The following is a 12,857-nucleotide window of genomic DNA, read 5'->3' as shown; positions in this document are numbered from 1 at the left end:
AACCGGTTTTCATGCGCCCGAACACGCCTTCTTCCTCGTCGCCCACCACCGCCTCCCTGCCCGTCACGACGGGTTCCCACGCCCGCCGCCAGCGCCGCATGGCCGAGCGCCGCACCCGCCGCCGTCCCGCCCTCGTGGCCGCCGGCGTCGCCCTGGCCATCGTCGCCACGGCCGGCTTCACCGGGACCATTCCGGTCTCCGGAGCCGCGGCATCCGCTCCCACCGGCACCAGCTTCGTCCTCGCCTCGTACTCGACGCCGTCCACGGCGACGAAGACCGCGACGGACACCGCCACGAGCGAGGCCGAGACCGCGCTCACCGCCGCCGACGACGCCGTCGCGGCCGCGCAGGCCGTCGCCGCCGACATCGCCTCGTCCGGACTCGACGTGGGCACGCCCGACACCACCGTCGACACCACCACGCTCGAGACCGCAGCCCAGCGCCTCGAGACCGGCGCGGCCACGCTGCCGGCCCCGCTGGTGCCCGATCTCACCGAGCACGTCACCGACGAGGTCGCGGCCGTCAGCGCGCAGGTCTCGAGCCTGCGCGGCAGCCTCGACGCCGCCGTCGCACTGAAGGCCCAGCAGGAGGCCGAGGCCGCCGCGGCTGCCGAGGCCGCCGCGGCTGCCGCAGCCGCCGCTGAGGCCGAGGCCGCCGCGAAGGCCGCCGAGGCCGAGGCCGCCGCCCAGGCCCAGGCCCAGGCCCCGCGCTCGTCGAGCTCCTCGTCCGGCGGATCCTCCGCTCCGGCCCCCGTCTACGCCCCGAGCGGCGGCGGCGACAACAGCCCCGGCGGTGCGCAGGCGTCGGCTCGCGCGATGCTCGGCAACTACGGCTGGGGCGAAGACCAGATGGGATGCCTCGTCTCGCTCTGGAACAAGGAGTCCGGCTGGAACTACCAGGCCTACAACGCCGGCAGCGGCGCCACCGGCATCCCGCAGGCCCTCCCCGGCAGCAAGATGGCCTCGGCCGGCGCCGACTGGCAGACCAACGCCGCCACACAGGTGGCCTGGGGCCTCGGCTACATCTCGGGCCGGTACGGCTCGCCGTGCAGCGCGTGGGGTCACTCGCAGTCGGTCGGCTGGTACTGACCTCCTGATCCCGCCCGTGAGGCGTCGCATCCTCGGATGCGGCGCCTCACGGCGTTTCCGGGTCAGAGGGCGATGAGCTGCACGTCGCGCAGACGGCCGTCGTCCACGACCGCGGTCATCATCGTGTGCCGCGGCTGGCGGCGGCGGTCGGTGGGCGACCCCGGGTTCAGCAGTCGCAGGCCGCCCGGCGTCACGGTGTCCCACGGGATGTGGCTGTGGCCGAAGACGAGCAGATCGGTCGCGGGGAAGGCCGCGTCCATCCGCGCCTCGCGGCGCCGGGCGTCGCCCGTCTCGTGGATCACGGCCATCCGGAGGCCGTCGACCTCCCGACGCGCGATCTCGGGGAGCCGGGCGCGCAGGTCATCGCCGTCGTTGTTGCCGTGGACGCCGACGACCTCTCCGTGACCCTCCAGCTCGTCGAGCACCGCCGCCGACACCCAGTCGCCGGCGTGGACGATGAGGTCTGCTGCATCGGCCTCCGTCAGCAGGGCGTCGGGCAGACGGCGTGCGCGTCCCGGGATGTGCGTGTCGGACACCAGCAGCAGTCGCGTGCTCATCCCCCGATCCTCCCCGATCCTGGACCCGTGAGGAGAGACGGATGCCGCGGCCTCAGCCCGCGGCATCCATCCGCTGGTCCGGGCACATGCCGCCCGGTGTCGTCGCCAGCTCGTAGTGCCACCGCTCGTTGGCGTAGATCTGGCACAGCCCCCACCGCGCGCCGTGCTCCATCATCCAGAACTGCGCGTCGAGCGGACCGACGTCCACCGCCCGGCCGCTCACGTGCGCGGACGTCTCCGGTGAGGCGACCCAGCGCGACGCCTCCGCGGCACTCCCGTATGTCGTGATCGCCTCGTCGAGCATCAGCTGCTGGTAGCGCGCACTGCGCCAGCCGCTCGTGATCTCCATCACGATGCCGTCGTCGGCCGCCGCGTCGGCCGCCTGACCGACCGCGTCGCGCAACGTGGGATCGAGGCGGGAGATCGCCGGCTCGTCGATGTCGAGGATCGACACGGACGTGACCAGGATGCCGTCGTCCGCACCGGGCGGCGCGTCGAACACCGGTATCGCCGTGGCGCCCGGGATCTGCCCCGCCCAGAGCAGACCGGCCGTCGCACCGGAGGCGAGGAGGACCAGCGCCAGCACGACGGCGACCGCGGGAGCACGTCGACGGCGACGCGGAACGGGAACGGAGGCAGCGAACGAGATCATGGTCCGAGTCCAGCCGCGGAAGCGTTGCCCGGGCGTACGCGCAAACGCATACACCCGCGATATGGGCCGCCGCCTAGGCTGGATCGCATGCGGGTGCTGATCGTCGAGGATGAGCTGTTCCTCGCCGAGGCCATCCGCGACGGGCTCCGGCTCGAGGCGATCGCAGCCGACCTCGCCGGCGACGGCGACACCGCGCTGGAGCAGCTCGCCGTGAACCGCTACGACGTCGTGGTGCTCGACCGCGACATCCCCGGTCCGGACGGCGACGAGATCGCCCGCCGCCTCGCGCGCTCCGCGGAGAGTCCCCGCATCCTCATGCTCACCGCCGCCGCTCGGCTCGACGAGAAGGAGAGCGGCTTCGAGGCCGGCGCCGACGACTACCTCACCAAGCCGTTCGCGCTGCGCGAGCTCGTGCTGCGCCTCCGGGCGCTGGAGCGTCGCCCGTCGGCGGGGGCGCCGCCGGTGCAGGAGTACGCGGGGGTGCGCCTCGACGCCTTCCGCCGCGAGGTGTACCGCGACGGACGCTACGTCGCCCTCACGCGCAAGCAGTTCGCCGTGCTCGCCGTGCTCATGGCCGCGGCGGGCGGGGTCGTCAGCGCCGAGGACCTCCTCGAGCGCGCGTGGGACGAGAACGCCGATCCCTTCACCAACGCCGTGCGCATCACCATCTCCACCCTCCGCAAGCGCCTCGGCGAGCCGTGGGTGATCGAGACCGTTCCGGGTGTCGGCTATCGACTGAGCGCGGCCCCGGGCGCGACTCCGTGACCGCGGCCGTCGCCCGCCGCGGCGGGCTGTCGCTGCGGATCAAGCTGACCCTGAGCTACGCCGGCCTGGTCGTCGTCGCCGGCATCGCGCTGTTCACCGTCGGCTTCCTCGTGCTGCGGTTCATCCCCGACGGTAATCTGTGGCTCAACGACGGCAGCTGGGCGCCCAACAAGCGCGACCTGCTCCAGGTCTTCGTGAAGTACACGTGGTGGGCGATCGGCACCCTCGTGGTCATCGGCCTCGTCGGCGGCTGGCTGCTCGCGGGCTTCATGCTCCGGCCCCTCGATCGCATCACCGCGGCGGTGCGGCGCGTGGGCGACGGCGCGCTCGGCGAGCGCATCGACCTCCCCGGACCCCGCGACGAGCTCACGGAGCTCGCCGACGCCTTCGACGCGATGGCCGCGCGCGTGCAGCTCACGATCGAGGAGGAGCGGCGCTTCGCCGCGAACGCCTCGCACGAGCTGCGCACGCCGCACGCCATCATCCGCACGCTGCTGGAGGTGGGCGAAGCCGATCCCGCCGGGCGCGACGTCGACACCCTGCTCCGGCGCCTGTCGGCCACCAACGACCGCTCGATCGCGATCATGGAGTCGCTGCTGGCCCTCGCGCGCGGAGAGCTCGGCGAGACGGCGCCGGTCGATCTCGCGGTGGTCGTGGCCGAGACGATCGAAGAGCAGGGTCCGGATGCCGCGGCCCGCAGCATCCGTCTGCATCCCTCTCTGCGCCCCGCTGTCGTCACCGCCGACCCGACGCTCGTCGCGCGACTGGTGGCGAACCTGGTGCGCAACGCCATCGTCCACAACGTCGAGGGCGGCGTGATCTGGCTCTCGACGCGGTCGGACGACGAGGGTGCGGTGCTCGCCGTGAGCAGCACCGGACCCCGGATCGACGCGTCGCTGGCGGCCACGCTGACCGAGCCGTTCGTCCGGGGCGCCGGGCGCACGCGCGGCGCCGACGGACCGCAGGGGTCGGGCCTGGGCCTCGCGATCGTCTCGTCGATCGTCCGCGCCCACGACGGCGCTCTGGATGTCGAGCCCCGCGCCGGCGGCGGGCTGGCGGTCAGCGTCCGACTGCCCGCCAGCCGTCGCGCCTGAGCCCGCGACGGGCGCGGCGAGCCAGCGACCACAGCCCCATCGCCGCCGCGGCGAGCAGGGCTCCGATGAGCGAACCCGCGCCGTTCCACAGCACGTCCGCGAAATCGGGCACGCGTCCGGGGATGCCCTCCTGCGCGAACTCGACGGCCGCCGACAGTGCGAACCCCGCGGGGATCGCCAGCAGCCACCAGCGTCCGAGCAGGAGGGCCACCGCCGCGCCGAACGGCACGAACAGCAGCGCGTTGAGGACGGTGTCGACCGGGAGCGCGGGAAGGCCCCCGAGCGCGGGGACCGCGAGGTCGACCCGCTCGAGGAAGGCGCCGCGAGCCGGCGCCACGAGGCGCCGCGGCGCGAGGGTCAGCGCCGCCACGAGGGCCGTCGCGAGCGCGGCGGCGAGCAGCCGCGGACCGATCGGCGCGGTGCGCGTGCGCGGGAGCAGGTGGACGTGCGAAGCGGTGCGGGTCACGGAAGGGCCTCTCGTCGGTGACCCCATCCCATCGCCGCGCATGTTGCGGGAGCGTATGCGTCCGGGCTACGCCGTTCGCGGGCTCCGCAGGAGCAGGGCGGCGAGGACCGCGGCCAGGACGACCAGCGCGGCCACCGCCGAGACGACCGCGGACCAGCCTCCGCCGACGACCAGGAGCCCCAGCATCCATCCGAAGAGACTCGATCCTCCGTAGTAGCCGAGGTAGTACAGCGACGACGCCTGAGCCCGCGCATCGGCCGGGCTGTCGACGGGCGCCCAGCCGGAGGCGACGGCGTGGGCGGCGAAGAAGCCGGCCGTGAAGACGAGAAGACCCGTGAGCACGACGACGAGCGACGGGATCAGGGTGAGCAGGGCACCCGCGGCCATCACGGCCGCCGAGACCAGCAGCACCGGGAGGCGCCCGTGGCGGGCGGCGAGTCCCCCGGCGATCGGCGAGGTGACGGTGCCGGCGAGGTAGGCCGTGAAGAGCAGGCTGACCGCCCAGGTCGGCAGCGAGAAGGGCTCTGCAGTGAGGTGGAATCCGAGGTAGTTGTAGAGCGCGACGAACGCGCCCATGAGGAGGAAGCCCTGCGCGTACAGCGCGAGCTGGCGCGGCGAGCGCAGGTTGGCGGCGAGCCGCCGGCCGAGGGAGCGCGCCGCACCGGGCGCGTCCGTGCGGCGCCGCTGCGGCACGAAGCCCTCCGCGCGCGGGACGAGCACGAGGAACAGCACGGCGGAGGCCGCGCAGACGACGGCGACGACGAGCACGCCGACGTGCCAGCCGCCCAGGTCGCCGAGCGGACCGGCGATGATGCGGCCGGAGAGCCCGCCGATCGTGGTGCCGGCGATGTAGCTGCCCGCCGCCGCGGCCGTGTGGCGGGCGTCCACCTCCTCGCTGAGGTAGGCCAGCGCGATCGCCGGAACGGCACCGAGCCCGACCCCCTCGAGGAGACGGAGGACGAGCAGTGTGGTGAGGTCGGCGCTGAGGGGGGCCAGCAGCCCGAAGGCCGTGGCGACCACGATGCCGATGGTCATCGCCGGCACCCGTCCGATGCGGTCGGCCACCACCGACCACGGCAGCACCGTGACCGCGAGCGCGAGGGTCGTCGCCGAGACGGCGAGCGCCGCCGTCGACGGGATCACCTGGAACTCCGCGGCGATCTGCGGCAGCACCGCCTGCGGGGAGTACAGCTGGGCGAAGGTGGCGACGCCGGCGAAGAAGAGCCCGGCCAGCAGCCTGCCGTAGGCGCGGTCTCCGGGCAGATGGCCGGTGAACGCTCCTGTGGACATCAGCTCCAGGCTACCCGGGCGCCTCGCCGAACCGCTCCGCCGAGGCGACCTGCTCCGCCACACGGCGGAGGGCCAGCAGCAGCGGCCCGACCATCACGGAGCCGAGCACGACGTAGCGCACGGCCGACTCCACCGAGTCGGTCGGGACGCCCTCGATCTCGGCACGGGCGATGTCGCGCATCGCGGAGAGGTAGACGGGCATGACGTGGTCGGGAACCGTGAAGTCGACGGCCGTCAGCGCGTCCAGGGCCGTCGCGACGGCGTGCAGCACGGTCTCGTCGCACAGCCCGGGCCGCCATCCGAGGTGGGCGACGAGCTCCTCCGCCGCCGTGAGATCGCGCTCCCCTTCGACGACGGGGGTGACGGCCGCGTGGGCCGCGCCGAGCAGGTCGTGCGCGTCGGCGGGCGGGTCGTCGAGCGCGGCGATGACCTTGCGGGTCTCGGCGACGCTCACCCCCGACCCGATCAGGGCGCGGACGACCCGTAGACGCTGCGCGTGACGATCGTCGTAGGTCGCCTGCGTCGCCGACGTGCGCTCCCCCTCGGGCAGCAGCCCCTCGCGCAGGTAGTACTTGATGGTCGGGACGGCCACTCCCGTCGCCGACGCCAATTCGGAGATCCTCATCGTCACCTCTTGACATCGATAGTAGCGCTATCCAATATGGATAGCGGCGCTATCCAGCGTTGAGTCGCCGCCTCGCGGCCGGACGAGAGAAGACACCATGGCACGCATCATCCCCGGACGCATGACCCACCGACACGAGGGCGAGCTGGTGGTGTTCCACATCGGCATGCAGGTCAACCGCTGGTGGCGGCCCGACCTCTGGCTGCCGGTGTCGATGGCGATGCCCCGGATGCTGCGCGAGCTCTCCATGGACCCCGACTCGGGTCTCCTCGGCTTCCACCTGCTGGTGGGCGCGGGCGGCCCCTACGTCGTGCAGTACTGGTCGTCGATGGAGAAGCTCTACGCCTACGCGAGCAACCCGACGCAGGAGCACCGTCCGGCGTGGACGCGGTTCAACCGCATGGCCCGGAAGGCTCCCGGTGCCGTCGGGGTCTGGCACGAGACCTTCCTGGTGGAGCGCGCGGAGAGCATGTACGTCAGCACGCGGGCGATGGGGCTGCCCAAGGCGACGGAGCTCATTCCGGTCGCCTCACGACACGACCGCGCGAGCGCCCGCCTGGCCGACGGCGCCACCACGGCGGGACGCTGACGGCGCGCAGCAGCCGCGACGCCGTCGCTCAGCGGACGGCGAGTCCCGCCTCGACGTCGCGCGCCGCGGCGAGTGCCCACGCGTCGGCGTGCAGCGGGGCGATGAGCTGCACGCCCACCGGCAGGCCGTCGCGATCCACGCCCGCGGGCACGGTGACGGCGGGGAGGCCGAGGAAGTTGACCGCGACGACGAGCCGCAGCATCCGCCACGCCGTCGTCGTGGCGTCCGGTCCGCCGAGGTCGAAGTCGATCGCGGGCAGCCGCTCGGTGGCCACTGGTCCGAGGAGGACGGGGTGCTCGCGCTGGAACCGGCGCCAGTCCGCGGCGATGACGGCGCGCCGGGCCCACGCCTGGGCGTAGTCGGCCGCCGACTCGTAGGGCACGGCGGCCGCGGTGCCGTCGCGGAGGAAGGCGGTCGCCGACCACCCCAACGGCACGGGCAGCCGGTCGGGGGCGAGCGAGATCGCCATGTCGGTGCAGGCGAGGCGCCGCCACAGCACCGCGGCCTCCTCGAGGTGCGGCGGATCGACGTGCTCGACCTCCCACCCCGCAGCTGCGAGCGCGGCGGCCGCGGCGTCGACACCGGCGGCGATGTCGTCGTCGACGGTGCCGCCGGGAGGCATGCGGGTCACCGCGACCCGGCGCGTCATCTCGCTTGCCGGACGGACGTCGAGCGAGACGGGGTCGTCGGCATCCACCCCCTCGAGCACGCCGAGGGCGAGGGCGAGATCGTCGACGGTCCGGGCCAGCGGCCCGTTCACGGAGAACTGCTGCAGCGTGGGCATGACGGGGTCGGCCCGGACGGCCGCGCGGGGCACGCGGCCGAACGACGGGCGCAGCCCGCAGATGCCGAGGGCCGAAGCCGGCAGCCGGACCGACCCGCCGAAGTCGTTGCCGAGGCCGATCGCCGACATGCCGGTGGAGACCGCGACAGCGTCTCCCCCACTCGAGCCGTACACGGTGCGGCCGGGGTCGAGAGGGTGGAACGTGCGACCGTAGAGGTCGTTGTCGGTGTCCCACCGCATGCCGAAGTCCGGCATGTTGCCCCGGCTGATCGGCACGCCACCCGCGTCGCGCACGCGCCGGACGATCGTGGCGTCCTCGGCCGGGACCGCGCCGGCGGCTCCGCGCCAGCCCTGCGTCGTGGCCGACCAGGCCAGGTCGATGTTCTCCTTGACGCTGATCGGCACCCCGGCCAGCGGGCCGGGGTCGCGGCCAGCTGCTACCAGCGCGTCGACGTCATCCGCCGCCCGTCGCGCCTGGTCCGCGTAGGCGACCGGCAAGGCGTTGAGACCCGGGTTGCGCGCCGCGATGACCGCGAGATGCGCATCGATCACCTCGGCGGCGGCGACGCGCCCTGCTCTGACGTCGGCGGCCAGCCGGACCGCCGGCATCCGTGTCACATCCGACTCATCCACGCGGCGGTCTCCGTCCCGACCGCCACGCGGTCACTTGTCGGCGAGCTTGCGCAGCGCACTCCTCTTGTGGGCGGCTTCCGCGTCGGTCTTCTCCGACTTCACCATGTACATCGGCTCGTCCTTCGATGCGGTGAAGTGCTGGTCGGCGAACTCGAAGTCCGACGTGCGGATGCGGGTCACCTCGCCCTGCGTGCGTCCCTGCGACGTGTCCCAGCTGACACGGTCGCCCTTCTTCAGTTCCTCGGCCATGATGCCTCCTTTCTCTCGAAAGTACGTCCGCCCCGTCGGCGTCGACGCGGGCTTGCCTCCGACCGCGTGCACGCGCTAGGTCGTGCTTCCCGGAGCGGGGAGCCTTGTCAAGGCCCCGTTCACCCATGGGGGCCGCGGGTACCGTCGGGACGACACGACAGGAAGGACGGACTGTGGCCACCACGACTGCAACCGCCAAGAAGAGCACCGACTCCGCGGCCCCGCGCAACAAGCGCCGGCCGGCCCGGGGAGGAGTGGGCGCCGAGCTCACCAAGGAGCAGAACGCCGAGCAGGGCTTCCAGGCCTCGGAGGCGCTGAGCGCGAACCTCCAGCGCGTTCTCGTCGACCTCATCGAGCTGTCGCTGCAGGGCAAGCAGGCGCACTGGAACGTCGTCGGCACGAACTTCCGCGACACCCACCTGCAGCTCGACGAGATCATCGAGGCCGCCCGCGAGTTCGCCGACACGATCGCCGAGCGCATGCGTGCGCTGCACGCGCTGCCCGACGGCCGCAGCGATGTCGTCGCCGAGACGACCACGCTGCCGGAGATCCCGCAAGGCGAGATCGCCACGACCGAGGTCGTCGACCTGATGACCGAGCGACTCGACGACGTCGCCACGACCTGCCGCGACGTGCACGACGACGTCGACGAGGAAGACCCCACGAGCGCCGACATCCTCCACGCGATTCTGGAGCGTGTCGAGCAGCTGTCGTGGATGGTGAGTGCGGAGAACCGGACCCCCCGCCGGTAACGCGCTCGTCGACGCCCGCCTGCTCCCCCCGGCAGGCGGGCGTCGGCATGTCCGCGCGGCGCCGGGCGTCGCCGCAGGGCGTAGCGTGTCAGCGTGAGCGCCTGGGACGACAAGATCATTGAAGAATTCCGCAGCAACGGCGGTGAGGTGGGCCGGTTCGGCCGTTCGCTGGTGCTGATGCACCACAGGGGTGCCCGGAGCGGCACGGAGCGGGTGACGCCCGTCATGGCGATCCCCGACGACGGCGACGGCTGGCTCGTGGCGGCCTCGAAGGCAGGCGCGCCCGAGAATCCGGCCTGGTTCCACAACCTGGTCGCGCACCCCGACATCGATCTCGAGACGCCCGACGGCACCGTCGCGGTGCACGCCGACGTGTTGACCGGCGATGAGCGCGACCGTGGCTGGGCGCGCTTCACCGATGCGAGCGAGGGCTTCCGCGAATACGAGAAGCGCACCTCGCGGACGATTCCGGTGGTGCGCTTCTCCCGACGCTGACGCGCGGTCCCTGCGGCGTGTCGCCGTTGCGGCGTTGACGGCGTGCCGTCTCGCCCGCCGTCAGCGCGCCGCGCTCAGGCCTGCGACTCGGCCTTCCGGCCGCCCGCCTCCAGCACGTCGCCCGACGGCAGCTCCTGGTGGCCGCCGAACTGCAGGCGCATCGCGGAGAGCAGCTGGTTGGCGTAGTGGTCTTCGCCGCGGGAGGCGAAGCGCTCGAAGAGGGATGCCGCGAGCACCGGCACCGGAACGCCCACGTCGACGGCCGCCTTCACGGTCCACCGGCCCTCCCCCGAGTCGGACACGCGACCGGCGAGACCGTCGAGGGTGGGGTTCTGCGCCAGCGCGGCGGCCGTCAGGTCGAGCAGCCACGATGAGATGACCGACCCTCGGCGCCACAGCTCCGACACGGCCGGGGTGTCGATCGTGAACTGGTAGAACTCCGGCTCCTCCAGAGGCGCGACCTCGGCGGAATGCTCGGCCTCGCGCACGCCGGCGTCGGCGTTCTCGAGGATGTTGAGGCCCTCCGCGAGCGACGCCATGATGCCGTACTCGATGCCGTTGTGCACCATCTTCACGAAGTGCCCCGCGCCCGAGGGTCCGCAGTGCAGGTAGCCGCGCTCCTCGGGGGTCAGGTCGCCCGTGCGCCCCGGGGTGCGCGGGATGTCGCCCGGCCCCGGCGCGATCGTGCGCAGCAGCGGCTCGATGCGGGTGAACGCCTCGTCGGGACCGCCCACCATGAGGCAGTAGCCGCGCTCGAGTCCGAAGACACCGCCCGAGGTGCCCACGTCCACGTAGTGGATGCCGGACTCCTTGAGCTTCGCCGCCCGGCGCACGTCGTCGCGGTAGTTCGAGTTGCCGCCGTCGATGATGATGTCGCCGGGCTCGAGCACCGCGGCCACCTGGTCGACGACCTTGCCGGTGATGCCCGCCGGGATCATCAGCCACACGGCGCGGGGCGCCTCGAGGTTCGACACGAAGTCCGCGATGTCGTGGATGCCGGTGGCACCCTCCTTCGCGAGCGTGTCGACCGCCTCGGCGCTGACGTCGTAGACGACGCACTCGTGGCCGTCCGCCATGAGGCGGCGCACGATGTTGGCGCCCATCCTGCCGAGTCCGATCATTCCCAGCTGCATGGCCGCTCCTTCTGTCGTCGATGCCGCGGCCGGGCTCCCCCATGGGAGCGGCCTCGGCGATGCATCCGAAGTCTAGGCCTCGGTCTTATCCGGCTTCCGCGAGCCGGTCACTTCTGGGGGTCGTGGCCCCAGTTCATCAGCGAGTAGCGCCAGGCGGTGTCGGTCACGTCGCCCGCGGGCTTCTGCGCGAGGTGGCGTTTGACGTAACCGACGACCTTGCGCATGTGGGAGAGATCGGCATCCGTCAGATCGTCCTTCTTCGTCCGGAGGATCTCGATGATGCGCCGGCCCGAGGCGTGCCCGGTCGACTCGCCGCCGCCGGACTTGTCGCCCACGTCACGCGATTCGTCGGTGTCGAGCCACTTCTCCAGTTCGGAGGCGGTCATGTTCACCGCGTCGCCGAATTCCTTCCGGGTCTTCTCCGGGTCGTCCTCGCTCATCACGCCAGTGTCGGCGATCCTCACTCGCCCTCATCCGGGGTTGACACCGCACGGTGCGCGCGGATTCACAGGCCGAGCTGGTCGAGCGCAGCATCCATCCGCTCGGTCATCGCGTCATATCCGGCATCGTTCGGGTGGAGGCCGTCTGCCGCCATCTCCCCCGGCCGTCCCTGGATCCACGACGACGCCCCCGGAATGTAGTCCGCATCGATTGACGCCGCGGCCTCCTCGACCCAGCTGATGATGGCCTCCAGACCGGGCCGTCGCTCGGCGGTGTACCAGAAGGGCTCCACGACGATGAAGCGCGCGTCGGGCAGGGCGTCGTGGAGTCGGGTGAGGTCCTCACCGATCTGCGCGTGGATCTCGTCGGCCGCGACGTCGTAGCTGAACACATCGTTGAGCCCCATCGTGACGAAGACGATGTCGGGGTCGACGGCGATGATGTCGCCGGGAAGGTCGCGGCGGGCGGTCCGGTGGTTGACGAAGCCGAGGCCGTTGACGCTGGGGTTGTACTCCTGCCAGCCCCGTTCGTCGCAGATGCGGGTCGACCAGCGCTTCGACGGATCGGACGCCCCCGTGCCGAGCGTGTAGGAGTCGCCGTAGAACGCGACGACCGGGCCGTCGGATGTCGGCGAGAAGGACGGAGCGGATGCTGCGGGCACCGCGCACCCGGTGAGGGCGGCGACCGCCGCTAGCACCACGACCAAGGCCCATCTCCGCATGCGCGCCTCCTCCCCACCTCTTCGTGGTCGAGGCCCGATCAGGTTGGAGCTGCGTTGCGTTGCGTTCGGCGGTAGTCGCGCTGAGGAACCGGAGCGGCTGATCGGGTCAGCCTGCGCGCGGTGTGAAGCCGATCAGCCAGGTAAGACCGAACTGGTCCTTCACCTGGCCATCGTGATCACCCCACGGGCGTTCCTGGAGGGGGTCGAGAACCTCACCGTCAGCGGCGAGGGCGTCGAACCAGGCGTGCGAAGTGGAGCGATCAGCGGCGCCCAGGAGTGCGAAGAACAGCCCGTGAGCAGTGAAGGGCTGTTCGGTCCCTCCTGTGTCGGCAGCGAACAGCGCGACGGCACCGCGAAGTTCGCCGTGTGCGATGCGACCGGGGTCTCCGTCATCGCGCCCGAACTCGGCGAATGTGTAGGCCTGGACATCTCCGCCGAACACGCCCGCGTAGAACTCGAGCGCATCGCGAGCGGTGCCGGGGAAGAGGATGTACGGGGCGATCGCAGTCACGGCCTCACATTA

Annotated in this window: 17 protein-coding genes; 6 read left to right on the top strand and 11 right to left on the bottom strand. The window is 72.2% G+C overall.

From position 1 onward, the window contains the following. Window positions 1–11: 11 nt before the first annotated feature. Complete coding sequence (locus ABC304_RS08900) at window positions 12–1,088, top strand: aggregation-promoting factor C-terminal-like domain-containing protein (RefSeq protein ID WP_412930253.1); 1,077 nt, start codon at window positions 12–14, stop codon at window positions 1,086–1,088. A gap of 62 nt (window positions 1,089–1,150) precedes the next feature. Here ABC304_RS08900 and ABC304_RS08895 read toward each other — a convergent pair whose 3' ends face one another. Both ABC304_RS08895 and ABC304_RS08890 read right to left on the bottom strand, forming a co-directional pair. Further along, the gene (locus ABC304_RS08895) at window positions 1,151–1,645 is read right to left on the bottom strand and encodes a metallophosphoesterase family protein (RefSeq protein ID WP_412930252.1); all 495 of its coding nucleotides are present in this window, start codon (window positions 1,643–1,645) and stop codon (window positions 1,151–1,153) included. A gap of 52 nt (window positions 1,646–1,697) precedes the next feature. After that, complete coding sequence (locus ABC304_RS08890) at window positions 1,698–2,297, bottom strand: M15 family metallopeptidase (protein ID WP_412930251.1); 600 nt, start codon at window positions 2,295–2,297, stop codon at window positions 1,698–1,700. A gap of 87 nt (window positions 2,298–2,384) precedes the next feature. On the opposite strand from ABC304_RS08890, the gene ABC304_RS08885 reads away from it, so the two are divergent. Together ABC304_RS08885 and ABC304_RS08880 are read left to right on the top strand one after the other, a co-directional pair. Further along, window positions 2,385–3,062, top strand: coding sequence for a response regulator transcription factor (locus tag ABC304_RS08885; protein ID WP_412930250.1), 678 nt, complete (start codon window positions 2,385–2,387; stop codon window positions 3,060–3,062). After that, window positions 3,059–4,156 carry a sensor histidine kinase gene (locus ABC304_RS08880; protein WP_412930249.1) on the top strand — a complete coding sequence of 366 codons (1,098 nt, stop codon included), beginning with the start codon at window positions 3,059–3,061 and terminating at the stop codon, window positions 4,154–4,156. The genes ABC304_RS08885 and ABC304_RS08880 overlap by 4 nt, the downstream gene beginning before the upstream one ends. Here ABC304_RS08880 and ABC304_RS08875 read toward each other — a convergent pair. The 3 genes from ABC304_RS08875 to ABC304_RS08865 all read right to left on the bottom strand — a co-directional run bounded on the left by ABC304_RS08875 (window position 4,122) and on the right by ABC304_RS08865 (window position 6,537). Next, window positions 4,122–4,622: a VanZ family protein gene (locus tag ABC304_RS08875; RefSeq protein WP_412930248.1), complete on the bottom strand. Its 501-nt coding sequence runs from the start codon at window positions 4,620–4,622 to the stop codon at window positions 4,122–4,124. The genes ABC304_RS08880 and ABC304_RS08875 overlap by 35 nt on opposite strands. 66 nt (window positions 4,623–4,688) lie before the next feature. Continuing rightward, window positions 4,689–5,912 carry an MFS transporter gene (locus ABC304_RS08870; RefSeq protein WP_412930247.1) on the bottom strand — a complete coding sequence of 408 codons (1,224 nt, stop codon included), beginning with the start codon at window positions 5,910–5,912 and terminating at the stop codon, window positions 4,689–4,691. 10 nt (window positions 5,913–5,922) lie between these two features. Next, on the bottom strand, window positions 5,923–6,537 hold the full coding sequence (locus ABC304_RS08865; protein WP_412930246.1) for a MerR family transcriptional regulator: 615 nt from the start codon (window positions 6,535–6,537) through the stop codon (window positions 5,923–5,925). A 97-nt stretch (window positions 6,538–6,634) separates the two neighbouring features. Between ABC304_RS08865 and ABC304_RS08860 the strand changes: the two genes are divergently transcribed. Then, window positions 6,635–7,126 carry a DUF4188 domain-containing protein gene (locus tag ABC304_RS08860; RefSeq protein WP_412930245.1) on the top strand — a complete coding sequence of 164 codons (492 nt, stop codon included), beginning with the start codon at window positions 6,635–6,637 and terminating at the stop codon, window positions 7,124–7,126. Between the two features lie 28 nt (window positions 7,127–7,154). On the opposite strand, the gene ABC304_RS08855 is transcribed toward ABC304_RS08860, so the two are convergent. Both ABC304_RS08855 and ABC304_RS08850 read right to left on the bottom strand, forming a co-directional pair. Beyond that, window positions 7,155–8,543, bottom strand: coding sequence for an amidase (locus ABC304_RS08855; protein ID WP_412930244.1), 1,389 nt, complete (start codon window positions 8,541–8,543; stop codon window positions 7,155–7,157). A gap of 30 nt (window positions 8,544–8,573) precedes the next feature. Continuing rightward, window positions 8,574–8,792: a hypervirulence associated TUDOR domain-containing protein gene (locus tag ABC304_RS08850; RefSeq protein WP_412930243.1), complete on the bottom strand. Its 219-nt coding sequence runs from the start codon at window positions 8,790–8,792 to the stop codon at window positions 8,574–8,576. Between the two features lie 125 nt (window positions 8,793–8,917). Here ABC304_RS08850 and ABC304_RS08845 point away from each other — a divergent pair, with 125 nt between their 5' ends. Together ABC304_RS08845 and ABC304_RS08840 are read left to right on the top strand one after the other, a co-directional pair. Beyond that, entirely contained in the window at window positions 8,918–9,544 is a 627-nt protein-coding gene (locus tag ABC304_RS08845) for a Dps family protein (protein ID WP_412930242.1), read from the top strand. Window positions 9,545–9,637: 93 nt separating this feature from the next. Beyond that, complete coding sequence (locus ABC304_RS08840) at window positions 9,638–10,039, top strand: nitroreductase/quinone reductase family protein (protein ID WP_412930240.1); 402 nt, start codon at window positions 9,638–9,640, stop codon at window positions 10,037–10,039. Between the two features lie 74 nt (window positions 10,040–10,113). Here the strand turns inward: ABC304_RS08840 and gnd are convergent, their stop codons facing one another. From gnd to ABC304_RS08820, 4 genes are all read right to left on the bottom strand, one after another. Then, complete coding sequence (gene gnd, locus ABC304_RS08835; protein ID WP_412930239.1) at window positions 10,114–11,172, bottom strand: phosphogluconate dehydrogenase (NAD(+)-dependent, decarboxylating); 1,059 nt, start codon at window positions 11,170–11,172, stop codon at window positions 10,114–10,116. Between the two features lie 107 nt (window positions 11,173–11,279). Beyond that, on the bottom strand, window positions 11,280–11,612 hold the full coding sequence (locus ABC304_RS08830; RefSeq protein ID WP_412930238.1) for a DUF3140 domain-containing protein: 333 nt from the start codon (window positions 11,610–11,612) through the stop codon (window positions 11,280–11,282). A 65-nt stretch (window positions 11,613–11,677) separates the two neighbouring features. Further along, on the bottom strand, window positions 11,678–12,334 hold the full coding sequence (locus tag ABC304_RS08825; protein ID WP_412930237.1) for an SGNH/GDSL hydrolase family protein: 657 nt from the start codon (window positions 12,332–12,334) through the stop codon (window positions 11,678–11,680). 106 nt (window positions 12,335–12,440) lie between these two features. Beyond that, complete coding sequence (locus ABC304_RS08820) at window positions 12,441–12,845, bottom strand: VOC family protein (RefSeq protein ID WP_412930236.1); 405 nt, start codon at window positions 12,843–12,845, stop codon at window positions 12,441–12,443. Window positions 12,846–12,857 lie beyond the last annotated feature (12 nt).

The organism is Microbacterium jepli (genome assembly GCF_047237905.1).
In the GTDB taxonomy this organism is placed as follows: domain Bacteria; phylum Actinomycetota; class Actinomycetes; order Actinomycetales; family Microbacteriaceae; genus Microbacterium.
This window is presented reverse-complemented; position numbering and strand designations above follow the sequence as displayed.

What these genes read in the sequence shown, in the direction of transcription:
- ABC304_RS08900 (WP_412930253.1), top strand. Translation starts at nt 12, where the DNA reads ATGCGCCCGAACACGCCTTCTTCCTCGTCGCCCACCACCGCCTCCCTG.
- ABC304_RS08895 (WP_412930252.1), bottom strand. Translation starts at nt 1,645, where the DNA reads ATGAGCACGCGACTGCTGCTGGTGTCCGACACGCACATCCCGGGACGC.
- ABC304_RS08890 (WP_412930251.1), bottom strand. Translation starts at nt 2,297, where the DNA reads ATGATCTCGTTCGCTGCCTCCGTTCCCGTTCCGCGTCGCCGTCGACGT.
- ABC304_RS08885 (WP_412930250.1), top strand. Translation starts at nt 2,385, where the DNA reads ATGCGGGTGCTGATCGTCGAGGATGAGCTGTTCCTCGCCGAGGCCATC.
- ABC304_RS08870 (WP_412930247.1), bottom strand. Translation starts at nt 5,912, where the DNA reads ATGTCCACAGGAGCGTTCACCGGCCATCTGCCCGGAGACCGCGCCTAC.
- ABC304_RS08865 (WP_412930246.1), bottom strand. Translation starts at nt 6,537, where the DNA reads ATGAGGATCTCCGAATTGGCGTCGGCGACGGGAGTGGCCGTCCCGACC.
- ABC304_RS08860 (WP_412930245.1), top strand. Translation starts at nt 6,635, where the DNA reads ATGGCACGCATCATCCCCGGACGCATGACCCACCGACACGAGGGCGAG.
- ABC304_RS08850 (WP_412930243.1), bottom strand. Translation starts at nt 8,792, where the DNA reads ATGGCCGAGGAACTGAAGAAGGGCGACCGTGTCAGCTGGGACACGTCG.
- ABC304_RS08845 (WP_412930242.1), top strand. Translation starts at nt 8,918, where the DNA reads ATGGGGGCCGCGGGTACCGTCGGGACGACACGACAGGAAGGACGGACT.
- gnd (WP_412930239.1), bottom strand. Translation starts at nt 11,172, where the DNA reads ATGCAGCTGGGAATGATCGGACTCGGCAGGATGGGCGCCAACATCGTG.
- ABC304_RS08830 (WP_412930238.1), bottom strand. Translation starts at nt 11,612, where the DNA reads ATGAGCGAGGACGACCCGGAGAAGACCCGGAAGGAATTCGGCGACGCG.
- ABC304_RS08825 (WP_412930237.1), bottom strand. Translation starts at nt 12,334, where the DNA reads ATGCGGAGATGGGCCTTGGTCGTGGTGCTAGCGGCGGTCGCCGCCCTC.